The sequence below is a fragment of the Caballeronia jiangsuensis genome (assembly GCF_046030135.1).
Lineage (GTDB): Bacteria > Pseudomonadota > Gammaproteobacteria > Burkholderiales > Burkholderiaceae > Caballeronia > Caballeronia jiangsuensis.
Window position 1 is genome coordinate 1 of record NZ_JAQQDB010000018.1, and the last position, 22,504, is coordinate 22,504.

At 63.5% G+C, this 22,504-nt stretch carries 18 protein-coding genes; 8 read left to right on the top strand and 10 right to left on the bottom strand.

The features are described from left to right. Positions 1–78 precede the first annotated feature (78 nt). Positions 79–468, top strand: coding sequence for a DUF779 domain-containing protein (locus PQR08_RS19995; RefSeq protein WP_187604392.1), 390 nt, complete (start codon positions 79–81; stop codon positions 466–468). A gap of 4 nt (positions 469–472) precedes the next feature. On the opposite strand, the gene PQR08_RS20000 is transcribed toward PQR08_RS19995, so the two are convergent. The 5 genes from PQR08_RS20000 to PQR08_RS20020 form a co-directional block, all read right to left on the bottom strand. Beyond that, positions 473–1,252 carry an enoyl-CoA hydratase gene (locus PQR08_RS20000; protein WP_250486063.1) on the bottom strand — a complete coding sequence of 260 codons (780 nt, stop codon included), beginning with the start codon at positions 1,250–1,252 and terminating at the stop codon, positions 473–475. A 14-nt stretch (positions 1,253–1,266) separates the two neighbouring features. After that, entirely contained in the window at positions 1,267–2,910 is a 1,644-nt protein-coding gene (locus PQR08_RS20005) for an acyl-CoA synthetase (RefSeq protein WP_250486065.1), read from the bottom strand. 90 nt (positions 2,911–3,000) lie between these two features. Continuing rightward, entirely contained in the window at positions 3,001–3,636 is a 636-nt protein-coding gene (locus tag PQR08_RS20010) for a glutathione S-transferase family protein (protein WP_250486066.1), read from the bottom strand. Positions 3,637–3,651: 15 nt separating this feature from the next. Then, entirely contained in the window at positions 3,652–4,278 is a 627-nt protein-coding gene (locus PQR08_RS20015) for a glutathione S-transferase family protein (RefSeq protein WP_250486067.1), read from the bottom strand. A 755-nt stretch (positions 4,279–5,033) separates the two neighbouring features. Continuing rightward, positions 5,034–5,810, bottom strand: a complete 777-nt coding sequence (locus tag PQR08_RS20020) for an NAD(P)H-dependent oxidoreductase (RefSeq protein WP_187604387.1) — start codon at positions 5,808–5,810, stop codon at positions 5,034–5,036. Positions 5,811–5,902: 92 nt separating this feature from the next. Between PQR08_RS20020 and PQR08_RS20025 the strand changes: the two genes are divergently transcribed. The 6 genes from PQR08_RS20025 to PQR08_RS20050 all read left to right on the top strand — a co-directional run bounded on the left by PQR08_RS20025 (position 5,903) and on the right by PQR08_RS20050 (position 12,955). Then, positions 5,903–6,799, top strand: a complete 897-nt coding sequence (locus PQR08_RS20025; protein WP_250486068.1) for a LysR family transcriptional regulator — start codon at positions 5,903–5,905, stop codon at positions 6,797–6,799. 203 nt (positions 6,800–7,002) lie between these two features. After that, positions 7,003–8,241, top strand: a complete 1,239-nt coding sequence (locus tag PQR08_RS20030; protein ID WP_250486069.1) for an ABC transporter substrate-binding protein — start codon at positions 7,003–7,005, stop codon at positions 8,239–8,241. Positions 8,242–8,325: 84 nt separating this feature from the next. Further along, the gene (locus PQR08_RS20035) at positions 8,326–9,201 is read left to right on the top strand and encodes a branched-chain amino acid ABC transporter permease (RefSeq protein WP_250486070.1); all 876 of its coding nucleotides are present in this window, start codon (positions 8,326–8,328) and stop codon (positions 9,199–9,201) included. A 2-nt stretch (positions 9,202–9,203) separates the two neighbouring features. Continuing rightward, a complete protein-coding gene (locus PQR08_RS20040) occupies positions 9,204–10,130 on the top strand; it encodes a branched-chain amino acid ABC transporter permease (protein ID WP_187604384.1) in 927 nt (308 codons plus the stop codon). Then, positions 10,127–11,632, top strand: a complete 1,506-nt coding sequence (locus tag PQR08_RS20045) for an ATP-binding cassette domain-containing protein (RefSeq protein ID WP_250486072.1) — start codon at positions 10,127–10,129, stop codon at positions 11,630–11,632. The genes PQR08_RS20040 and PQR08_RS20045 overlap by 4 nt, the downstream gene beginning before the upstream one ends. 186 nt (positions 11,633–11,818) lie before the next feature. Beyond that, complete coding sequence (locus PQR08_RS20050; RefSeq protein WP_250486074.1) at positions 11,819–12,955, top strand: porin; 1,137 nt, start codon at positions 11,819–11,821, stop codon at positions 12,953–12,955. Positions 12,956–12,962: 7 nt separating this feature from the next. On the opposite strand, the gene PQR08_RS20055 is transcribed toward PQR08_RS20050, so the two are convergent. Next, the gene (locus PQR08_RS20055; protein WP_250486076.1) at positions 12,963–13,988 is read right to left on the bottom strand and encodes an aldose epimerase family protein; all 1,026 of its coding nucleotides are present in this window, start codon (positions 13,986–13,988) and stop codon (positions 12,963–12,965) included. Positions 13,989–14,001: 13 nt separating this feature from the next. Then, positions 14,002–14,676: an HAD family hydrolase gene (locus tag PQR08_RS20060; protein ID WP_250486077.1), complete on the bottom strand. Its 675-nt coding sequence runs from the start codon at positions 14,674–14,676 to the stop codon at positions 14,002–14,004. Positions 14,677–14,843: 167 nt separating this feature from the next. On the opposite strand from PQR08_RS20060, the gene PQR08_RS20065 reads away from it, so the two are divergent. Beyond that, positions 14,844–15,962: a 3-deoxy-7-phosphoheptulonate synthase gene (locus tag PQR08_RS20065; protein WP_250486079.1), complete on the top strand. Its 1,119-nt coding sequence runs from the start codon at positions 14,844–14,846 to the stop codon at positions 15,960–15,962. A gap of 99 nt (positions 15,963–16,061) precedes the next feature. Here the strand turns inward: PQR08_RS20065 and PQR08_RS20070 are convergent, their stop codons facing one another. The 3 genes from PQR08_RS20070 to PQR08_RS20080 all read right to left on the bottom strand — a co-directional run bounded on the left by PQR08_RS20070 (position 16,062) and on the right by PQR08_RS20080 (position 22,471). Continuing rightward, positions 16,062–16,646 carry a hypothetical protein gene (locus PQR08_RS20070; RefSeq protein WP_250486081.1) on the bottom strand — a complete coding sequence of 195 codons (585 nt, stop codon included), beginning with the start codon at positions 16,644–16,646 and terminating at the stop codon, positions 16,062–16,064. A gap of 7 nt (positions 16,647–16,653) precedes the next feature. Next, complete coding sequence (locus PQR08_RS20075) at positions 16,654–17,139, bottom strand: hypothetical protein (RefSeq protein WP_250486082.1); 486 nt, start codon at positions 17,137–17,139, stop codon at positions 16,654–16,656. Positions 17,140–17,596: 457 nt separating this feature from the next. After that, on the bottom strand, positions 17,597–22,471 hold the full coding sequence (locus tag PQR08_RS20080) for a response regulator (RefSeq protein ID WP_250486084.1): 4,875 nt from the start codon (positions 22,469–22,471) through the stop codon (positions 17,597–17,599). Between the last annotated feature and the right edge of the window lie 33 nt (positions 22,472–22,504).

Here is a 22,504-nt window from a genome sequence, read left to right on the forward strand (position 1 = left end):
CCCGCGGCTGTGGTTCCTGCCGGGGGGGGGGCGCCCCGCCGGCCCCCCCCCCCCCCCGACTCGAACAACGGGGACATCATGAGCGAACAGGAAGTGCAGCGCGTGACCGCGACGCCCGCCGCGATCGACTTGATCGAAAAGCTCAAGACCGAGCACGGCGAGGTGCTGTTCCATCAATCCGGCGGATGCTGCGACGGCAGTGCGCCGATGTGCTTTCCGGTCAGCGAATTCATGGTCGGCGGCTCGGACGTCAAGCTGGGCGCGATCGGCGGCGTGCCGTTCTACATGACCGAATCGCAGTACGAGTACTGGCAGCACACGCAGCTCATCATCGATGCCGTGCCGGGCAATGGCGGCATGTTTTCGCTGGAGCGTCCTTCCGGTCTGCGCTTTCTCACGCGCTCCCGTCTATACAGCGATGAAGAGAACGCGTGGCTCGACAAGCATCCGGTCGAGCACGTGACCTAGGCGTTCAATCCCGACGCGGCGGACGCTTTTCGATGAACGCCTGCGTTCCTTCGAGCGCGGCGTCCTGCATCATGTTGCAGGCCATCGTTTCCGATGCGAGTGCATATGCAGCTTCGATGCCGGTTTCGAGTTGCCGATAGAACAAACCCTTGCCCGCCGCGACCGCTTCGCGCGGTTTGGCGGCGATGGTCGCGGCAAGCGTGCGCACGGCATCGTCGAGTTCGGCTGGCGACGCGACGCGATTCACGAGGCCGCGTTCGCGCGCGGTCGCCGCATCGATGAATTCGCCGGTGACGAGCATCTCGAACGCGGCCTTGCGCGATACGTTGCGCGACAGCGCCACGCCCGGCGTCGCGCAAAAGAGCCCGAGATTCACGCCCGATACGGCGAAACGCGCTTCGCTCGATGCCACCGCGAGATCGCACATCGCGACGAGCTGACAGCCCGCCGCGGTCGCGACGCCATGCACACGCGCGATCACCGGCTGCGGCATGCGCTGGATCGTCAGCATCATGCGCGAGCAGCGCGCGAACAGCTCGCGATAGTAATCGAGCGCGGGTTCCGCGCGCATCTCTTTGAGATCGTGGCCCGCGCTGAACGCGCGCCCCGCGCCCGCGAGCACGACGACACGCGCATCCGATCCTGCGATGTCCGCAAGCGCGCGTTCGAGCGCTTCGAGCATCGCTTCGGATAACGCGTTGAACGCATCGGGCCGGTTCAGCGTGAGCTTGACGACGCCGCGGGTTTCATACGCATCGCGTTCGATCAGAACGAGTTCGCTCATGCTCATGCTCTCCTTCAGACGTCGATCGCGGTCACCGAACCCGCGCGCTTGCGCAATTCGAATTTCTGAATCTTGCCGGTGGATGTCTTCGGCAACTCGCAGAACTCGATCGCGCGCGGCACCTTGAAGCCCGCCAGATGCTTCTTGCAATGCGCGATCAAATCCTCCGCGCTGACTTGTGCGCCGGACTTCAGTTCGACGAACGCGCATGGCGTTTCACCCCAGCGCGCATCCGGTTTCGCGACGACGGCCACCGCGAGCACGGCCGGATGCCTGTACAGCACATCTTCCACTTCGATGCTCGATATGTTCTCGCCGCCCGAGATGATGATGTCCTTGCTGCGATCCTTGATGCGCACATAACCATCGGGATAAGCGACCGCGAGATCGCCCGTATGGAACCAGCCGCCGCGAAACGCTTCTTCCGTCGCGGCAGGGTTCTTGAGATAGCCTTTCATCGCGATGTTGCCGCGAAACATGATCTCGCCGATGGTCTCGCCGTCCGAAGGCACGAGTTCCATCGAAAGCGGATCGCGCACGGTCACCGCATCCTGCAGGTGATAGCGCACGCCTTGCCGCGCATTGAGCCGCGCGCGTTCGCCGATATCGAGCGCGCTCCATTCGGCCTGCTGCGGACACACCGTGGCCGGGCCATAGACTTCAGTGAGCCCGTAGACGTGGGTCAGCTCGAAGCCCATGCGTTCCATGCCTTCGATCATCGCGGCGGGCGGCGCGGCGCCCGCGACCATCGCGTGAACCTTCTGTTCGATGCCGGCCTTCATCTCGTCGGGTGCATTGACGAGCAGGTTCTGCACGATCGGCGCACCGCAGTAATGCGTGACGCCTTCGCTGCGGATCAGATCGAGGATGGACTTCGCATCGACGCGGCGCAGGCACACGTTCACGCCCGCGCGGGCCGCGACGGTCCACGGAAAGCACCAGCCGTTGCAATGGAACATCGGCAGCGTCCACAAGTACACGGCGTGCTTCGGCATGTCCCATTCGAGGATATTGCTGACCGCGTTCGTGTACGCGCCGCGATGGTGATAGACGACACCCTTCGGATTGCCCGTCGTCCCCGACGTGTAGTTCAGACAGATGGCGTTCCATTCGTCCGATGGCGGCGACCATTCGTATGCGGGATCGCCGCTCGCGAGCAACGTCTCGTAGTCGATTTCGCCGATGCGTTCGCCCGCGCCCGTGTACTGCGGATCGTCGACATCGATGACGAGCACATCCTGCGGCACGTCCTTGAGCGCTTTACGCATCACGTCGGAGAACTCGCGATCGACGAGCACCGCTTTCGCTTCGCCATGCGTGAGCATGAAGGCGAGCGTGGTGGCGTCGAGCCGCGTGTTGAGCGTGTTGAGCACGGCGCCCGTCATCGGCACGCCGAAGTGCGCTTCGACCATTTCCGGTGTGTTGGGCAGCATTGCGGCGACGGTATCGGAGAGACCGATGCCTCGTGCCGCGAGCGCCGACGCGAGCCGCCGCGTGCGCGCGTAGGTCTCGGCCCAGTTGCGCCGCACGTCGCCGTGCACGATCGCGGGGCGCGTCGGATACACGGACGCCGCGCGCTCGATGAACATGAGCGGCGTCAGCGCCGCGAAGTTGGCGGCCGTTTTGGGAAGGCCATCGTCGTACATGCCGGGTGTCATCGTCGTCTCCTGTGCGCGCATTTCAATGCGTTTTCTTCGATTATGCCCGCAAGCCTTACACACGACTGACGCCGGCGCACCACGCGAACGTCAGACGAGATCGTCGAGCTTGACCTCGAAGCCGCGTCTGACGGCCGGGCGCGCGAAGAGCGCTTCATACCAGCGCTTGACGTTGGGGTAATCATCGAGCGAAACCTGATGACGTTCGTGTCGCCACGCCCAGCCGAGAATCGCGAAATCGGCAACCGACAAATCGCCCGCCACGTATTCCACCTGCGCGAGACGCGTGTCGAGCACGCCGTACAGACGGCGGGTTTCATCGGAATAGCGCTTCAGTGCGTAGCGCCGGTCGCATTCCGCCTCGACCATGCGGAAGTGATGCACCTGTCCGGGCATCGGGCCGAAGCCGCCCATCTGCCACATCAGCCATTCGAGCACGGGCACGCGTTCGCGCAGGCTTGCGGGCAGGAACTTGCCGGTTTTCTCGCCGAGATAGAGCAGGATCGCGCCGGATTCGAAGATGCTGATCGGCTGGCCGTCGGGGCCGTGCGGATCGACGATCGCCGGAATGCGGTTGTTCGGGCTGATGCGCAGAAAGCCGGGAGCGTGTTGCTCGCCCTTCGTGATGTTTACCGTTTTCACGCTGTAGGGCAGTTGCATTTCCTCCAGCGCGACGCTGATCTTGCGTCCGTTGGGCGTGTTCCAGGTATGCAGTTCGATGGTCATGGCGATGCGCCCCGGTCAGGTCAATGCAGGCGACACATGATGCTGAAAGCCTGTGCGCTGCGTGATGCCCACGTACCAGCGTTCCAGCTCGGGCAACGACGGCCGCGCGAGCTCCGCGATGCCGAACCAGCGGCGCGCGTAAGCGCCGATGACGATATCGGCGAGCGTGAACGAGTTGCCTTCGAGATAGTTGCGGCCTTTCAGATGCGTATCGATGACGCGCCAGAGCTTTTCGACTTCGCTTGCGGCGGCGGCGAGCTTCGCGACGTCGCGATCCGCTGCGCTCGTGCGGATATAGCCCCAGAAGAGCGGGCGCTCGGTCGGTTGCAGCGTGGAGAGTGCCCAGTCGAGCCAGCGATCCGCGCTTGCGCGAATCTTCGGCTCGGCGGGGTAGAGCGTGGTGGCCGGGCCGTATTGCATCGCGAGATAACGGATGATCGAATTCGATTCCCACAGCACGAAATCGCCGTCGACCAGGGTGGGCACGCGGCCCATCGGGTTCATCTCGAGATAGCCGGGCTCGTTGTTGCGACCGAATTGCAGGCCCGCGTCGATGCGCTCGTACGCGAGTTTTAGTTCATCGCAGCACCACAGCACTTTCTGCACATTGACCGAGTTGGCTCTGCCCCAGATCGTCAGCATTCGATGTCATCCTCCGGTAGTGCGCCGTGTTCGGCGCGTCGAAGGGTCAATCTTAGAGTGAGTTGGGGAGTTTCGCTGGATTTTGCTTATCGGTTGGGTTCGGGTTTTTGGGTTTTCGCCGGATCCCGTATTCGTGTTGGTTTATTAGCACTGCCCCTGTGCGGGGCGGCAGTCACTTTCTTTGCTGCTGCAAAGAAAGTAACCAAAGAAACAGCTATCCCCAGCCTAAGCACTTCACACCGGCCGCGGCACAGGCGATTGGCTGAATGGCCCGGCAGTAGCGAGTGCCCTCGCAGGTCTCACGGGGCTTGGACCGCGCACGGTCTGACTCATCGCACCACAGAACAAACTGGTTCAGCACCAAAGAGCTCCGGCCCGCTTTGCGGCCGATGGGTTAATCGGGTTTGCGCGCGCTTCTTCTTCGTTGGCTTCCCTCGCATACCCAGCGGCAGCGCGTAGCGCTGTGCCGAAGCTATTTGGTGCTGAACCATCGCGCTGAAACGTCTCGGGCGGCAGACCGTGCGCGAGCCAAGCCCGATTGGTCCTTCGAGGGCGACACTTAGGCGAGTGCCATCGCGGGCTGGCAAGCATGGCCAACGTGCGTGTGACCGCGGGCCTAAACGAGCTGCTTTCTTTGGTTACTTTCTTTGCAGCAGCAAAGAAAGTGACCCCCGCCCCGGGGAGGGGCAGTGCTAATAAACCACTACGCTAACGGGATCCGGCGAAAACCCCATCGACCTCTCCCGCGCCCTGCCTCAATCGACGTGCGCAGCGAACCCCGTCTTCCCCGCAGCCAGTCCCTCACGCAACGTGAGAAGAGGAATCGCATAATCCCCGTGATTCTGCTTGCGAAACGCGATAGGCGCGTCATCCCAGAGTCGATCGAGCCGCTGCCCGAGCGCATCGTAAGTCGCACGAAGACGCGCATCGTCCATCATGCTCGTGTGATAGAGAACGAACGGCGGCAGCACATCGAACCCGGGATAAAACAGCATCCCATGCTGAATCGGAAACAGAATATCGTCGATCGGTCCGTTGATGCCGCGCGGGCTGTAATGCGATTCCCACCCGCCCGTCGTGACGACGATCATCGCGCGCTTGCCCGCCATCAGACCCTCCCCGTAGCGGTCGCCCCAGTGCGTGTCCGAATGCTCGCCCACCCCATAGCCGAAACCATACGCGTACACGCGCTCGACCCAGCCCTTCATGATCGCGGGCATCGAGAACCACCACATCGGGAATTGCAGGATCAGGGCGTCGGCCCAGCGCAGCTTGTCCTGCTCGATTTCGATATCGCGGCTTTGCAGACCGTTCTCGAATGCGTGCTTCGAGTCGAGGGCCGCATGAAACGGCGCATCGCCGTTGCGTTCGCGGACGTCGTTCGCATCGAGCGAGGCTTTCCAGTTCATCGCGTACAGGTCGGAAACCTGCACCTCGTGGCCATTGGCGCGCAGGCGCTCGACGGTGAAATCATTGATGGCGCCGTTCAGCGAGCGGCGTTCCGGATGGGCATACACGATCAACACTTTCATCAGGCAATCTCCAAATCGGTTCAGGAATGATGGCCAGCTTAGTGACGGCGCGGGTATATTGGAAATGAATATCTGAAATTGCAGGCATTGCCATGATTAATATCTTGAGAAGGCTCGATCTCAATCTGCTCGTCACGCTCGATGTCCTGCTCGCCGAGCAGAACGTCACGCGCGCGGCCGAGCGTCTTCATTTCTCACAGCCGTCCGTCAGCGTGCATCTCGCCAAGCTGCGCGATATCTTCGGCGATCCCTTGCTGTTGCCCGGACCGCGCGGCATGCGGCCGACGGCGCGCGCCGAAAGTCTGCGCGAGCCATTACGCGAGGCGCTCGCGTCGCTCGAACGCGCGGTGTCGCCGGAAGCCGCGTTCGATCCCGCGACCGCCGACAACACATGGCGCATCGCTGCCACCGACTACACGGAATCGACCGTGCTGCTGCCCGCGTTGAGCGGCTTGCGCGCGGCCGCGCCGCATACGCGGATCGCGGTGCTGGAGATCATGCCGCAGCGGCTCGCGAAGCAGGCGGAGAACGGCGAGATCGATCTCGCGTTTCACATCACATCGCCTGAAACGGCCGGCTTTCATCAGCAGGTGCTGTACACGGAAAGCTATGTGCTCGTGGGACGCAAGGATCATCCGAAGTTGAAACGGCGGCCTACGCTCGCGCAGTTCTGCGCGCTGGAACACGTGATCGTGTCGCCCGATGGCGGCGGATTCGCCGGGCCCACGGACGCCGCGCTCGCGACGCTCGGCATGCAACGGCATGTGGCGCTTTCGGTGCCGCACTTCCTGTTCGTGCGTTCCGTGCTCGCGACGACCGATCTCGTTTCGATGCAACCGCTCAGACTAGCGAAACACTGGCCCGAGCTGCGCAGTGTCACGCCGCCCGTCGATGTACCCGGCTACGAGATGTCGATGTACTGGCACGAACGCGTCCATCGCGATCCCGCGCATCGATGGTTGCGCGACTTCATCGCGCAAGCTGTCTGAAAGCATCGCGCATCATTGATGACGTTTTCGCATGACCGTCTTTATCGTTAGTACCGATTCAGCGCATGAAACGCGAGTGCTACTGTTTGTCGGCAAATCCTTAATTGCTGCATGTGTCATGTGTCTGGTTGGCGTCGCTCCACGATCGTTTCGCGATTACAAAGAGGAGACTGATGATGTCAAAGGGCAAGTCGCGGCGGGGAATGAGTACCGTCATTGCAACGGGTACGGTGATGGCGGGGCTGGGCCTCTCGGCCACGGCGCACGCAGCGGGGGAGCCGATCAAGATCGGCGTCATCAGCGAAGAGTCCGCCGTGGCCGGTGCGTCGATCAGCAAGGCCGCGCAACTCGCCGCGGAGGAGATCAATGCCAAGGGCGGCGTCGATGGCCGGCAGATCCAGATCATCGCTTATGACGACCACTCGTCGGCATCGGACGGCGTGCGTGCGTTTCAGCGCGCGGCGAGCCAGGACAAGGTGGTCGCGATCATCGGCAGCTATATCAGCGAAGTGGCGCTCGCGATGGAGCCCTGGTCCGCGCGCCTGAAGATGCCGTTCATCACGCCGGGCGCGGCGAGCAATGAAATATCGAAGCGCGTCCACGACGATTACGCCAACTACAAGTACACCTTTCACGGCTGGATGACGTCCGCGTTCATCGCGCAGTCGATCTGCGATTTCTCGCATGACGTGCTCGTCGGCGAGTTCAAGATGAAGACGACCGTCGTGATGAGCGAAGACGCCGCGTGGACCAAGCCGCTCGACGAACGCTACCTCGAATGCCTGCCGAAAGCGGGCCTGAAAGTGCTGGATCACATCCGCTTCAATCCGGACACATCCGACTTCACGCCGATCTTCAATCAGATCGAAGCGAAGCATCCGGACACGATCACGACGGGCATCAGCCATGTCGGTGTGCAGCCGACCGTGCAATGGCACGATCAGCAAGTGCCGATTCCGATGTCGGGCCAAAGCTCGCAGGCCACGACGACGAGCTTCTGGAAAGACACCAACGGCGCGACCGAAGGCGTCATCACCGCATCGGCGGCGGCGCCCGGCGTCGCGATGACGCCGAAGACCGTGCCTTTCGTCGAGTCGTACCAGAAACACTTTGCCGGCGTATCGCCCGCATACGACGGCTTCACGAGCTATGACCTCGTGTACATCCTCGCCGATGCGATTCATCGCAACCAGGGCTCGACCGATCCCGACAAGATGGTCGATGCGCTGGAGAAGACCGATTATGTCGGCACGATCGGGCGCTGGCAGTTCTACGGCAAGAACGATCAGTTCACCCATGCGTTGAAGTACGGTGAAGGCTATATCACCGGCATCAACCTGCAATGGCAAAACGGCAAGCAGGTGGCGATCTGGCCGAAGTCGGTGGCGAACGGGAAGGTCAAGTTTCCGGCCTTCGTGAAGGTGCAGGCGGCCGCGAACTGAACGCCTTTGCGTCGCGCAAGGCGCGTGCGCCTTGCGCATGTTGCGGGGACCGGTTCCACGTAGACATCGACTAAAAAGGCCGCCATGCTGCCACTGCAAATACTCATCGATGGCTTCGCCATCAGTTCGCTTTACGCGCTCGGTGCGATCGGCTTCACGCTGATCTTCGGCGTCTCCGGCGTGCTCAATCTCTCGCACGGCGGCGTGATGCTGATCGCCGCGCTGCTCGGCTGGGCGCTCGCCGGCGAAGCGGGACTGGGCACGTACATCGCCACGCCGCTCGGCGTGATCTGCGGGATGATCGCCGCTTTCATCACCTATTTCATGGTGGTGCGGCCCATTCAGAATTCCGCCGCGATTCCGCGTGAAGAGAAGGAGATCTTCGTGCTGACGGGCACGCTCCTCTGGGGCATCATGATCCAGCAGGGGATGGCCTATCTCTTCTCCGACAACCCCATCACGATGCGCCCGCTGATTCCCGGCGTCGCGAGCGTCGCGGGCGTGCGCGTGCCGTACAACGAGATCATGATCGCGGTGGTGTGCTGGGTCGTGATCGGGCTGTTGTGGCTCTTCGTGAATCGCACGAAAGCGGGCAAGGCGCTGCTCGCGGCATCGATGAATCCGCGCGGCCTCACGCTGCTCGGCTTCGAGCTGTCGCGCATCTATCTGCTCGCGTGGACGCTATACGGCGTGCTCGCGGGCATCGCGGGCGTGCTGCTCGCGTCGTTTCTCGGCGTGAGCACGAACAACACGGGACAACTCACGGCGAGCGCGTTCTCCATCGTCGTGCTGGGCGGTCTCGGGAGCGTCTCGGGTTCGTTGATGGCCGCGTATGTGGTGGGCTATCTGGAGACCGTCACCGCGTATCTCATCGCGCCGACGCTGCGGCCGCTGCCCGCGCTGCTGCTGCTCGTGCTCGTCGTGTATGTGCGGCCGCAAGGCTTTCTCGGACGGCGCTGATCATGAAAGACATCGTTCGCTCGCGTCTGACAATGTCCGCGATTTTGCTCGCGATCGTCGCCGCGACGCTGCCGTGGTGGCTCACGGGTTATATCCTCGGCGTGCTGACCGTCGCGTATTACTTCGGCGTCTTCGCGATGTCGTGGGACTTGCTGTTCGGCTTCGCCGGCGAGGTCAACTTCGGTCCGACCTTCCTGATCGGACTCGGCGCCTATTCCGCCGCGATACTGAACGCGCACGCCGCCGCGCCGATACCCATTTGCGTGATGGCAGGCGGACTCGTCGCGCTCGTCGGCGGCCTGCTGCTCGCGGTGCCCGCGCTGCGTTTGCGCGGGCCGTACTTCGGCCTCGTGACGCTCGTCGCCGTGTTGCTGTTGCAGAACGCGATCGTGATCTTCGCGGGCGTCACGGGCGGCGAGATCGGCATGATGGTGCCCGACGTGATGTCCGTCGACGCAAGCAACAACTACTGGATCGCGCTCGCGTTCCTGATCGGCTGCGCGATCATCCTGTTCGGCCTGTCGCGCTCGGCGATCGGCCTCATTCTGCAGGCGAGCGGGCAGGACACCATTGGCGCGCAGGCGCTCGGCTTCAACGTCGTGAAGCACAAGCTCGCGGCGTTCTGCATCAGCGCGGTGTTCTCCGGCGTCGCGGGCGCGATGCTCGTGTTCTATCAGGGCACGGCGTCGGTGAGCACGGTGGTCGATATCGGCATCGGCGTGCAGATCATCATCGCGGCCGTGCTCGGCGGGCGGCGCACGATACTCGGCGCGGTGCTCGGCTCGATCTTTCTCATCGTCGCGGGCGAATTCCTGCGTCCGCTCGGGCAGATCAACACGTTCGTGGTCGCGGCCGTCGCGCTCGCGGTCATCCTGTTCTTTCCGGATGGCTTGCTCGGCAACATCCTGCGCGTGAAGGAGCGCGAATGAACGATTCACCTCTGCTCTCCGTGCGCGGTCTGACGAAGCGCTTCGGCGGTCTCGTCGCGGTGAAGGATATCGGCTTCGATATCGAACCCGGCGAGATACTCGGCCTGATCGGCCCGAACGGCTCGGGCAAGTCGACGGTGATGAAGCTCATCATGGGCATCGAGCGGCCCAATGCGGGTTCGATCAAGGTCGATGGCGTCGAGATGGCCGGCTGGCTGCCGCATCGCATCGCGCGCGCGGGCGTGGGCATCGTGTTTCAGCATTCGCGGCCGCTGCATCGGCAAACGGTGCTGGAGCATATCAAGCTAGCGCTGTTGCCCGATTCGCTCGTGAAGCTCGCCGCCGATCCGCATGTCAATCGCCGCGCGCGCGAGATCGCGGAGCGCGTGGGTCTCGCCAAGGTGATGCATCGTCATCCGGCGACGCTGCCTTTCGCCGATCTGCGCCGCATGGAAATGGCGAAGGCGATCGCGCGCGATCCGCGCGTCGTGCTCGTCGACGAACCCTTCGCGGGACTCACCGCGGCCGAGTCGGAAACCTTCTCCGAATTGATCCGCGGCTTTCGTGCGGAAGGGCGCGCGGTGCTGCTCGTCGATCACAACGTGAAGAGCCTCGCGGCGCTCGCGGATCGCGTGCTCGCGATGTATCTCGGCGAGTATGTCGCGCAAGGCTCCGCCGACGAGGTGATGCGAAACGAAACCGTGCGCCGCGTGTATCTCGGCGGCAAGATCGAGGCGCGCGAGCGCGGCGTGGAAGTAGTCAGCAGCAAGCCTTCGATCCTTCAGGTCGACAATGTAGGCGTGCTCTACGGCAAGGCGCGCGCGCTCGACGGCGTGAACATGCATGTGCGCGAAGGCGAGTTCGTATCGGTCGTGGGATTGAACGGTGCAGGCAAGACGACGCTCTTCAACGCGATCTCCGGGCTCGTGCCTTACGAAGGGACCATCCGCTATGGATCGAAGGATCTGAAGGGCATGAGCGGCGCGGCGATCGCTCGCGGGGGCATCGTGCAATGTCCGGAAACGCGCGAGCTTTTCGGCGATATGACCGTGCGCGAGAACCTGGATCTCGGCGGCTATCATCTCTCCGACAAGGCGCGCGCCGATCAGCTCAAGTGGCTCTTCGAACTCTTTCCGATTCTCCAAGCGCGTGAGAAGCAGACCGCGCGCACGCTGTCGGGCGGCGAGCAGCAGATGCTCGCCATCGCTCGCGCGCTGATGATGCAGCCGAAGCTCCTCATTCTCGACGAGCCGACGCTCGGCCTCGCGCCGGTGATCCTTGAGCAATTGTCGAAGGCGATGGAACTGATGCAGAAGACCACGCCGATCACCGTGTTGCTCGGCGAGCAGAACGTCACGTTCGCGCTGCCTCATGCGGACCGCGTCTATGTGCTCGAACATGCGCGCATCGTGTGGGAGGGCAGCCCGTCTCGTTTCGAAAAGGAGATGGGACGCGGGTTTCTCGAAGCGGTGCCGTCCGAGCCGATGCAGGCGAGAGCGTGAACGCCTAAGCCTGTTGCGCAAAAACACCACACGTAGTGCACGAAACCACGCATCGCGACAATTGATGTGTTAAAAAACGCGTGCCTTCATGCGTCACGCCGAAGCCGCGTTCATCTAGACAGTGAACTGAAAGGCGACGCATCGAAGCCCCACAAAATCGCTAATAAATAGACGCTCCAACACATCATGAAGACAATCACATCGCGTGCCATCGCAGGGATGGGTGCATCGGTCATCGCGCTCGCCTGTCAGTCCGCATTCGCGCAAAGCTCGGTCACGCTCTATGGCGTCGCCGACGTCAGCGTGCGTTATCTCACGAACGCCAACGCCAATAACGACGGCAAGCTGTTCATGACCAACGGCGCGATCACCAATAGCCGTATCGGCCTGAAGGGCGAGGAAGATCTCGGCGGTGGCCTGAAGGCGATCTTCCGGCTGGAAAGCGGTGTGGAGTTGGAGAACGGCCAGTACTCCGACAGCGCGCGCGCATTCAACCGCGCGGCCTACGTCGGTCTGTCGAACCAGTACGGCACGCTGACGCTTGGCCGCCAGAAGACGCCGCTCTTCGATATGCTCGGCGACACTTATGATCCGCTCACCGTCGGCAACTACTTCGAGAACGCATGGCTGCCGGTTGCACTGGGCGCGGGTCTCTATGCCGATAACGCGGTGAAGTACAACGGCACGTTCGCGGGCCTCACGCTCGGCGCGATGTACTCGTTCGGCACGAACTACACGGCGACCGGCGCGGGCGGCTTCTCCGGTCAGGTGCCGGGCCATATGGGCGCGGGCAACATGTACGGCTTCACGGCGTCGTATGCGATGGGTCCGTTGTCCATCGGCGGCGGTTATCAGCAGAACAGCGACAACTCGTCGAACAAGCAGAAGATCTGGAACGCGAACGCGGTCTATACGATCGGCGCGGCCAAGCTCTATGCGGGCTATCTGCATTCGACCGACGACACCGGCTTCGTCGACAGCATCCTGCAACAGCGCGGGCTCGTGTCGGGCACGGATATCCTGAAGGGCTCGGGCCGCCGCGACGACGGTCCGTTCGCGGGCATCACGTATCAGGTCACGCCGGCGCTGTTGCTCACGGGCGCGTTCTACTACGACCATATGAAGAACGCGGCCATCGGCGGCGGCGCGACGGGCAGCGGCAATCGCTACACGGGCGTCGCGCTGGCGGAGTATGCGTTGTCGAAGCGCACCGAAGTGTATGGCACCGTCGACTTCAACAAGGTGACGGGCGCGGCCGATGTCGAATTGCCGGGCCGCTCGAATCAGACGGGCGTATCGATCGGCTTGCGCAACATCTTCTGATCGCGCGTCAGCGCACGCGCAACGTATAGCGCGTGCGCTGACGATACACCGCGTCGGGACGCAGGACGGCGCGCTCGCCGTCCATGTTGATCTCGTCCGGAAAGCCGCCTGCTTCGAGACACAGCCCCGCATGCTTGCGATAGCGCGACCCATTGCGCGCGCTCACGCCTTCCAGATAATTCCCCGAATAGAACTGCAAGCCGCGCACATCGGTGGCGACGCTCAATTCGCGTCCGCTCGACGGGTCGAACAGCACGGCGACCGTGCGCGGTTCTTGCGCGTCTTCGCCCAGCACATAGCAATGATCGAAGCCGCCCGCGAGCGTGAATTGCGGATGCGATGCATCGAGACGCGCCCCGATCGATGCGGGCTCGCGCAAATCGAACACGCCGTTCGCTACCGCTTCGCGTGCAACGGGAATCGACTGCGCATCGATCGCAAGGTACGTATCCGATGCAATCGATATTTCATGGTCCCGAATGCTCGCGTCATTGCTCAGATTGAAGTACGCATGGTTCGTCAGGCTGACGGGCGTCGGTGCATCGGTGCGCGCTTCGTAATCGATCGATAACGTGCCCGCGTCGTTCAGTGCGTAGCGCACGGTCACATCGAGATTGCCGGGAAAGCCCGCCGCGCCCGCGGGCGAACGCAGCGTCATGACGAGCGCGTCATCGGCCACGTCCACGCGCCACATCTGCCGATGAAAACCCGCCGAACCACCGTGCAGATGATTCGCGCCTTCGTTGCGCTCGACCTGATACGCGAGGCCGTCGAGCATGAAGCGTCCATCGCGGATGCGATTGGCCCAGCGCCCGATGATCGCGCCCATGAATGCGCTGCCGTTCAGATAGTCGGCGGGCGTGTCGTGGCCGAGCAGCACGTCGGCGAGATGTCCGTCGCGGTCGGGCGCGAACCATGAGACGAGCGTCGCGCCCAGATCGCTGATCTCGATGCGCATACCCGACGCATTGCGCAACGTATAGAGATGCGCGTCGCCCCAGGGCCGAATGTCGATGAGAGAAGAGGAGGTCATGCGCGCGATCATCTCACGGACGCGCCGCGACTTCATCGAGATGCAGCAGCAGATCCGCGGGATCTTCATACACGCGCAAGGCGCCCGAGCGCTCCAGTTCGTCGCTGCCATAACCGCCCGAGAGCAGGCCGACGCCGAGCGAGCGGCATCGGCGCGCGGCGAGCATGTCCCAGATGCTGTCGCCGACGACAACGGTATGCTCGATCGGTACGTTCAGGCGCGCGGCCGCGGCGAGGAAGAGATCGGGATCGGGCTTCGCGTACTTCACCATGTCGCGCGTGATGACCACCTGCTTCGACGGATCGACACCCAGCGCTTCGAGATTGACCTGCGCGGTCTCCATGCGTCCGCTCGTCGCGATGGCCCATTTCGTACCGGCCTGCGTCAGCGCGTCGAGCAACTCGCGCGCGCCCGGCAGCGGGCAGACCTGCGCGCGCAGCCGCTTGTACGCTTCCGCATGCAACAGACGCAGCCGTTCGACGCGATCCGCGGCGATCTCGCCATGCGTTTCGCGCAGCAACTGATTGGTGAAGAGCCCGCCGCTCATACCGATCTTGCGATGGATGCGCCACACGGACAACTCGATTCCTTCGGCGTCGAGCGCTTCCTTCCACGCGAGCACGTGCTGATAGACGCTATCGACGAGCGTGCCGTCCAGGTCGAACAGGAATGACGTTTCGATACGCATGATCTTCTCCCTTTGAGTGTGTCCGAGCGACTTCATGATACGCACGATCGGGCAAGCGGGCTGCTGCAAGTGCGATAATGGATGATTGCGCCGCGAGTCGGTTATCTCGCGGACAATACGCACAAAGTCCTTGAATTTTGCATCAATTACGCATGACGGAGCCTATCTTGACCCGCATCGACAATCCCTCCCGCGATCAGGAAGCAGGCGTGGCCGACGCCACGCAAGACACGACCCGTATCGACGATACGCGCATCGGCGCCGTGCGTCCGCTGATCTCGCCGGCCCTGCTGCTCGACGAACTGCCGGTTACGCCCGACGTGCAGACGCTCGTCGAGGAAAGCCGCGGCGCCATCGCGAACATACTGCATGGCCGCGATGACAGGCTCGTCGTGGTCGTCGGTCCGTGCTCCATTCACGATCACGATCAGGCGATGGAATACGCGCAGCGTCTGAAGAAAATCGCGGACCAGTTGCGCGACGATCTCTTCATCGTGATGCGCGTGTACTTCGAAAAACCCCGCACGACAGTGGGCTGGAAGGGCTACATCAATGATCCGCGTCTGGACGGCAGCTTCCGCATCAACGAAGGCCTGCGCCGCGCGCGTGAACTTCTGCTCGACATCAGTGCGCTGGGTCTTCCGACCGCGACGGAGTTTCTCGATCTGCTGAGCCCGCAATACATCGCCGATCTGATCGCGTGGGGCGCGATCGGCGCACGCACGACGGAGAGCCAGAGTCATCGGCAGCTTGCATCGGGTCTGAGTTGCCCGATCGGCTTCAAGAACGGCACCGACGGCGGCGTGCAGGTCGCGGCGGATGCGATCGTCGCGGCGCGCGCGAGCCACGCGTTCATGGGCATGACGAAGATGGGCATGGCCGCGATCTTCGAAACGCGCGGCAACGACGACTGCCATGTGATCCTGCGCGGCGGCACGAAGGGGCCGAACTACGATGCGGAGAGTGTGGCGGCGGCGTGCGGTGCATTGGCCAAGCTCGGCCAGCGCGAGCAAGTGATGATCGACTGCTCGCATGCCAACTCGAACAAGTCGCATCTGCGTCAGGTGGACGTCGCGCAGGACATCGCGCGGCAACTGGAAGCGGGCGAGCGGCGCATTACCGGCGTGATGATCGAGAGCCATCTGGAAGAGGGGCGTCAGGATCTCAAGCCCGGCGTACCGCTCAAGCATGGCGTGTCGATCACCGATGCGTGCCTGGGCTGGACGCAGAGCGAGCCGGTGCTCGAACTGCTTGCGCAGGCTGTGAGAAAGCGCCGCGCGGGCTGAGCGGGGCGGTCGATGTGGTGGCGAGGTAGCGTCTTCGATGGAACGCTACCTCGCCACCGCCGCATTCAACGCGTTGACCCAGTTGCCGAATGCGGCTGATTAACGCGCGGCAAGCGACTTGATGAACGACTCGTCATTGAGCAGCATGCCGATCAGCTTTCGGTACAAACCTTCATACTGCCTCGCAGCTTCAGGAATCGCGATGGCACCCACAAACGGCGAGTCCCACGTCGAATCCACATGAAGTGTCCGATCGTACTGTACGGCCTCGGAGCGCTTGACGACAAAGCGCGCCGTCAACGAGGCATTGCCTGTGCCAATAGGTCCATTCAATGTGCTGTCGAGAAGCGTGCCCGAGATTATCGTGTTGGCTTGCGGATCGAGTAATCCTGCCGATTGCAACTCGACGCGCAATGCCTCACCCAGATATTGAGCCATCGAGTCCTTCACGGGAGAGGTCACGGTACTGCCACGGACGCTGACACTGCGATCCATGCCTTCCGGTTGCGATGGGTCCAGCGAAAACCTGCCGATCTCCACCTTGCCGGGAGGAGGATCGGCGCGGCGCAGCTTGGCGAGATTTTCGACGCTTGGTTGCGGGGCATGCATCGGGATCTGCATGCATCCGGCCAAAAGCATGACCGCGCCCAACGACAGCGGTGCTATCCAGTTGATTGCTCTCATGACGACCTCACTCGAACGCCGGATCGCGCGACAAGTCGTCAAGCGCGTTGCTCAGCACATCGAGCGTCATTTGATTGACAGCATCGACGGCCGACGGCGACTTCTGCGCGTTCGGTGGCGCACTGGTGTTTCCCACAGTTGTGTGGATCGCGTGGCGGGCCGTTTTGACGATCGGTGTCGTCCGATTGGGAGCGAGATAGCGAACGGTGCAGATATATCCATCCGTGACGGTATTGCCGGCGAGCCCGAAGGTCAGGCCGGTAACAAAGCCCTTGGAAGCCGCGTCTTCCGTGATGGGGACGTTGTTGAGGGTGACGCTGAGCATGCCCGCGTTTGGCTGCGGGTTTGAGGAAACCGTGGAAAACAGGCCGGAATCCTTGACTTCCTTGCTTACCACGCTGCTTAACCTATCCGTTGCCCGTGCATTGGGCGCTCCCTTCGTCTGGAACTCGAACACGAGTTGCACTGGTTTCGGATCGGCGACCTTCTTCATTTGTGCAACCGGGACTTGTTTCGTTTGTGTGTCGACATAGACGCTGCTGCACGCAGCGAGAAGCGCTGTAGCGAGGAGTACCGATGCGGCGACAATGCGGCGAAAGATCGCCAGGTTCCCCAACGTATTTGATTCGTTATGCATAATTATATGGGCATGGTCAGTGATGTTTTATTCGTCGAGCGTAGCGACATCGCGTGCGATGCTGAACTCAGCATCGGCCGGCTAACGCACGGCGATGGTAGCAGAGCGAAACACCAAACTTGAAAGTCAAAAGATTGTATTTTGTCAACGAAAAGCCGGACGAGGCTCTGGATTTCGACCAGGCGAGGGACGTGTCGGATGATCTCGATGTGGTTCGAGCTCAAGAATGGATTGATTGCCGCAACTGGCGCTGTTTGCCAACGCTACGCGATCGAAACGGGCTGCGACTGAACGCGAGGTCCGCGGATCATCCCTACCTCGCCACCGCCGCATTCAACGCGTTGACCAGCGCCAGCGGATCGAACGGCTTGCGCACCTGAACCGCTCTCGGCAACGCGCGCCGCTCGTCATCGCCGAGCGCGAGATCGTAGCCGCTCACGAACACGACGCCCAGCTCAGGCGCTTCGCGACACGCGTCGATGGCGAGATCCACACCGGATTGCCCCGCGAGATCCACATCCGTCAGCAACACTTCGAAGCGATGCTCGCGCAGCAACGCAAGCGCCTCATCGACGCTGCCTGCATCGATCAGATCCAGTCCGAACGTGCGCAGCAACTCGGCGGTGCTCGTGCGCACGAGTTCGTCGTCTTCGACGAACAGCACCCGCATGCGCGACGGCGCATCGTCCTCGGCGACACGCGGCACATGGGTGTCGATGTCCGCGACAACGGCTTCCGACGCCTGCGAGGACAGCCCGAGCACATGCCGCACCTTGCGCGCCAGCGCCTCGTGCGTATAAGGCTTGCTCAACAGATCGATGCCTTCGTCGAGCCGCCCCGCATGCACGATCGCGTTATCCGTATAGCCCGACGTGAACAGCACCGCGATGCCCGGCACGCGTTCCCGCGCCTTGCGCGCGAGTTCGGTGCTGCGCAACGGTCCGGGCATCACGACATCGGTGAAGAGCAGATCGAGCGGCACGCCGCTCTCGACGATCGCCAGCGCGCTCTGCGCGTCCTTCGCCCGCAGCACGCGATAGCCGAGATCGACGAGCAGTTCGACGACGGTGGCGCGCACTTCTTCATCGTCCTCGACGACGAGAATGGTTTCGCTGCCGCCCTTCGCCGGGCCGGCATCGATATTGATTTCGAGGTCTTCTTCGGCACGCGCGCGCGGCAGATAGAGGCGCACCGTCGTGCCGTGTCCCTGCTCGCTGTACACCTTCACGTGGCCGCCGGACTGCTTGACGAAGCCGTACACCATCGAGAGCCCGAGGCCCGTGCCCTGGCCTTCGCGCTTGGTCGTGAAGAACGGCTCGAACGCGCGTTCCTGCACTTCGGGCGACATGCCCGAGCCCGTGTCCGTCACGGCGACCATCACGTACTGGCCGGGCGAAACGTCGGCGTTGCGCATCGCGTAGGCTTCGTCGAGCGATGCGTTGCCCGCTTCGATCGTGAGCTTGCCGTGACCGTTCATCGCATCGCGCGCGTTGATCGCGAGATTGAGCAATGCGTTCTCGACCTGAAACGGATCGACGAGCGTATTCCACAAGCCGCCCGACACGATGGTCTCGATCTCGATGCCGTCGCCGAGCGCGCGGCGGAACATGTCGTCGAGGCCGCGCACGAAGCGCCCCAGATTCACGACCTTCGGCGCGAGCGGCTGACGTCTGCCGAACGCGAGCAACTGCGACGCGAGATTCGCACCGCGCGCGACGCCCGCGAGCGCATTCCTCACGCGCTGCTCAGGCTTGTCCTTCCCGGCGACGTCCTTCGCGAGCAATTGCAGATTGCCGCCGATCACCTGTAGCAGGTTGTTGAAGTCGTGCGCGACGCCGCCCGTCAGCTTGCCGATGGCTTCCATCTTCTGCGCCATGCGCAGCGCTTCCTCGGCGTGACGCAGCGCGTCGGCGGTTTCGCGGTCCGCCGTGACGTCGCGGCCCACGCCGTGAATGCGCCGCGTGCGCGGATCGAGCGATACCGTCCACGCGATCCAGCGCCAGCCGCCGTCCGAGCGGCTCAGACGGCATTCGTAGCGCACCGGCAGGCCGTTCGCGCGCAGCTTGCCGAGTTCGGCCGTGGCGGCGTGCGCGTCGTCGGGATGCACGAGGTCCATCACCGTGTGCGAATGCAGGCGCTGCGAGTCGAAGCCGAGCACCGTCGTCCATGAAGGACTGACGCGCAGCAGCGCACCCTCGAAGCTCGCGACGAAGAACAGATCCTCGCTCAGTTCCCATAAGCGATCGCGGTCCGCGACGGCATCGGCCACGCGGCGTTCCAGCGTTTCGTTCAGATCGCGCAGCGCGTCCTGCGCCTTCGTGCGCTCGTCGATCTCGTCCTGCGCGGCCCGATAGAGACGCGCGTTGTCGATGGCGATTGCCGCCTGCGACGCGATGCCGGTCAGGATCCGCTCCGCGCGGTCGGTGAAGACGCCCGGCTCGGGATGCCCGAAGAAGAGCCCGCCGAGCACTTCGCCGTTGCGCGAGACGACCGGCGCGGCGAGATAGCTGCACACGGCGAGATGGCCCTTCGGCATGCCGTGATGGGGCGCGTTGTGACCATAGCGCGGATCTTTCGTGATGTCGTCCGAACGCACGATGCCTTCGCCCGCGAACGTCGGGCCGAACACGGCGGTGTTGCGCGGCATCGGGAATCGGGAGAACGTGTCCTTCGGCACGCCCGACAGCGTGTAGAGCGTATAGCGGGCGCCCTTGTCGTCGAGCACGTTGTAGAAGAACGAACCGAAGGCGGCGCCCGTCAGCTCGGTCGCGGCATCGACGACGACCTGCACCGCGCGGCTCAGTTCGAGTTCGCCCGCGACCGTCGTGCCGACGCGATTCAGAATCTCCAGCGTGCGCGATTCGTCGCGCAGCTTCTGTTCGGTCGCGTGACGCAATCGCGCGAGGCGCAGATTGCTCGCCACGCGTGCGAGCAGTTCGCGCGCCGGGAAAGGTTTGGTCAGATAATCGTCCGCGCCCGCTTCGAGTCCGCCGACGCGCGCCTCCTCGCCCGCGCGCGCCGACAGCAGCACGACCGGCGTCTCGCGCAGCGCCTCGTCCTCGCGCAGCGCGCGCAAAAGCCCGAAGCCGTCGAGGCGCGGCATCATCACGTCGGAGACGATCACCCCGGGATGCACACGCCGCGCGATCTCGAGCGCGGCTTCGCCATCGGCGGCGACGCTGACCTCGTGGCCCGCCGCGATCAGCATGCGGCGCATGTAGTCGCGCAGGTCGGCGTTGTCGTCGACCACGAGCACGCGGCCCGGCAGCGCGTCGGCGAGCGTCGGCTCATCGGTCGCGTCCACGCCGAGCGGCGTGTCGTCATCGCTCTCGACGACGGGCCGCTCATTCGCGTCGGGCATCCAGCGCATGGCGGCATCGACGTACGAACGCGCGCGAATGCTCGCTTCGGCATGCGGCGCGCCTTCTGCGTCGGCGGCGGGTTCGCGCGGCGCGGGCAACGTGACGGTGAAGCACGCGCCATCGCCGGGCGTGCTGTCCACACGGATCGTGCCGCCGTGCAGCTTGACGAGCTCCTGCACCATCGCCAGCCCGATGCCGCTGCCTTCCATCGAACGGCCCGCCGCGCCCGCGACGCGATGAAAGCGCTCGAACACGCGCGCGAGTTCCTGCTGCGGAATGCCGATGCCGGTATCGCTCACGCAGAGTTCGATGCCGTGCTCCGCGTTCGTATGGAGCGCAATCCGGATAACGCCGTCGAACGTGAACTTGAACGCGTTCGACAGCAGGTTCATCACGATCTTTTCCCACATGTCGCGGTCGATTTCCGCGATCACGGGCGCCGGTCCGGTGTCGATTTCCAGGCGCAGTCCGGCCGTTTCGATCGCCGAGCGAAAGAGCGATGCGAGCTCGGCGGTGAACACGGCGATGTCCGTCGGCTGCCGATGAATCTCGATGCGCCCGGCCTCGATGCGCGAGAAGTCGAGCAGCGCGTTGACGAGCTTCAGAAGCCGCAAGCCGTTGCGATGCATGACCTCGACGATCCGCATGTCCTCCTGACTCACGCGGTCGGGACTCGCGAGCAGCTCTTCGAGCGGGCCGAGCATCAGCGTGAGCGGCGTCCTGAACTCGTGGCTGATGTTGGAGAAGAACGTGGTCTTCGCGCGGTCGATTTCGGCGAGCGCTTCGGCGCGCCGGCGCTCTTCGTCGTAGGCGTGCGCGTAGCCGATCGCCGCGCCGATCTGGCCCGCGACCAGATTGACGAACGCGCGATACCCTTCGTCGAACAGGCGATAGGGATTGAGCGCGGCGATCAGCACGCTCGAGCGGCCCGTGTCGCCCGAGGGCGCGATGGGCACGATCACCGCGCTCGCCGGCGCGACGCTCCATGCGCCGGTGGGCAGCGGCGCGTCGATCAGGCGATCCAGATTCGTGACGATGCGCGCCTCGTTGTCGCGCAGCACCTCGTGGAAGGGCCACGGGTTCGGGTGCGCCGCGTGCAGGACCGCGGGCGCGGCGCGATGCTCCGGCCCGATGCCGCAAGCGCCGACGAGCGCAGCCGTGTCGCCGCCGGGTTCGACCGCATAGAGCAGCGCGAAGGGCATGTCGCGCGATGCGCCTTCGAGCGCGTTCATCGAACGTTCGCACGCCTCGCGCCAGGTGCGGGCGTCGGCCGCCGATGCCGCCAGCTCGCGCAGCACGTTCAACTGGCGCTCGCCGAGCACGCGTTGCGTGTCGTCGCTGTTCGCGCAGATGATGCCGCCCGCGCCGCCGCGGTCGTCGGGAATCGGGCTGTAGGAGAACGTGTAATACGTTTCCTCCGGGAAGCCGTTGCGCTCCATGATGAGGAGCTTCTGTTCGACGTAAGTGCCTTCGACGCCCACGAGCGCGGTGTCGAGGAGCGGGCCGATCTCGTTCCAGATTTCGCGCCACACCACCGACGTCGGCCGGCCGAGCGCCTGCGGATGCTTGCCGCCGATGATCGGCTTGTACGCGTCGTTATAGAAGAAGAGCAGGTCGGGCCCCCAGCCGACCCAGATCGGCTGGCGCGACGTCAGCATGATGCGGATGGCCGTCTTGAGACTTTGCGGCCAGTGTTCGGGCGAGCCGAGCGCAGTCTGTGTCCAATCGACCTCGCGGATGAGCGCGCCCATTTCGCCGCCGCCCAGGAGAAAGCTCGGGTCTAGCCCGTTCATTCTCGTATCCGCGATTAGATTGTCAGCTTTCATCGACGCTTGGTCTCCTCGCCCGGTCTCGATGCG

Coding starts and splice junctions, on each gene's coding strand:
- PQR08_RS19995 (WP_187604392.1), top strand. CDS start 79: ATGAGCGAACAGGAAGTGCAGCGCGTGACCGCGACGCCCGCCGCGATC.
- PQR08_RS20000 (WP_250486063.1), bottom strand. CDS start 1,252: ATGAGCGAACTCGTTCTGATCGAACGCGATGCGTATGAAACCCGCGGC.
- PQR08_RS20005 (WP_250486065.1), bottom strand. CDS start 2,910: ATGACACCCGGCATGTACGACGATGGCCTTCCCAAAACGGCCGCCAAC.
- PQR08_RS20010 (WP_250486066.1), bottom strand. CDS start 3,636: ATGACCATCGAACTGCATACCTGGAACACGCCCAACGGACGCAAGATC.
- PQR08_RS20015 (WP_250486067.1), bottom strand. CDS start 4,278: ATGCTGACGATCTGGGGCAGAGCCAACTCGGTCAATGTGCAGAAAGTG.
- PQR08_RS20020 (WP_187604387.1), bottom strand. CDS start 5,810: ATGAAAGTGTTGATCGTGTATGCCCATCCGGAACGCCGCTCGCTGAAC.
- PQR08_RS20025 (WP_250486068.1), top strand. CDS start 5,903: ATGATTAATATCTTGAGAAGGCTCGATCTCAATCTGCTCGTCACGCTC.
- PQR08_RS20030 (WP_250486069.1), top strand. CDS start 7,003: ATGAGTACCGTCATTGCAACGGGTACGGTGATGGCGGGGCTGGGCCTC.
- PQR08_RS20035 (WP_250486070.1), top strand. CDS start 8,326: ATGCTGCCACTGCAAATACTCATCGATGGCTTCGCCATCAGTTCGCTT.
- PQR08_RS20040 (WP_187604384.1), top strand. CDS start 9,204: ATGAAAGACATCGTTCGCTCGCGTCTGACAATGTCCGCGATTTTGCTC.
- PQR08_RS20045 (WP_250486072.1), top strand. CDS start 10,127: ATGAACGATTCACCTCTGCTCTCCGTGCGCGGTCTGACGAAGCGCTTC.
- PQR08_RS20050 (WP_250486074.1), top strand. CDS start 11,819: ATGAAGACAATCACATCGCGTGCCATCGCAGGGATGGGTGCATCGGTC.
- PQR08_RS20055 (WP_250486076.1), bottom strand. CDS start 13,988: ATGACCTCCTCTTCTCTCATCGACATTCGGCCCTGGGGCGACGCGCAT.
- PQR08_RS20060 (WP_250486077.1), bottom strand. CDS start 14,676: ATGCGTATCGAAACGTCATTCCTGTTCGACCTGGACGGCACGCTCGTC.
- PQR08_RS20070 (WP_250486081.1), bottom strand. CDS start 16,646: ATGAGAGCAATCAACTGGATAGCACCGCTGTCGTTGGGCGCGGTCATG.
- PQR08_RS20075 (WP_250486082.1), bottom strand. CDS start 17,139: ATGAAGAAGGTCGCCGATCCGAAACCAGTGCAACTCGTGTTCGAGTTC.
- PQR08_RS20080 (WP_250486084.1), bottom strand. CDS start 22,471: ATGAAAGCTGACAATCTAATCGCGGATACGAGAATGAACGGGCTAGAC.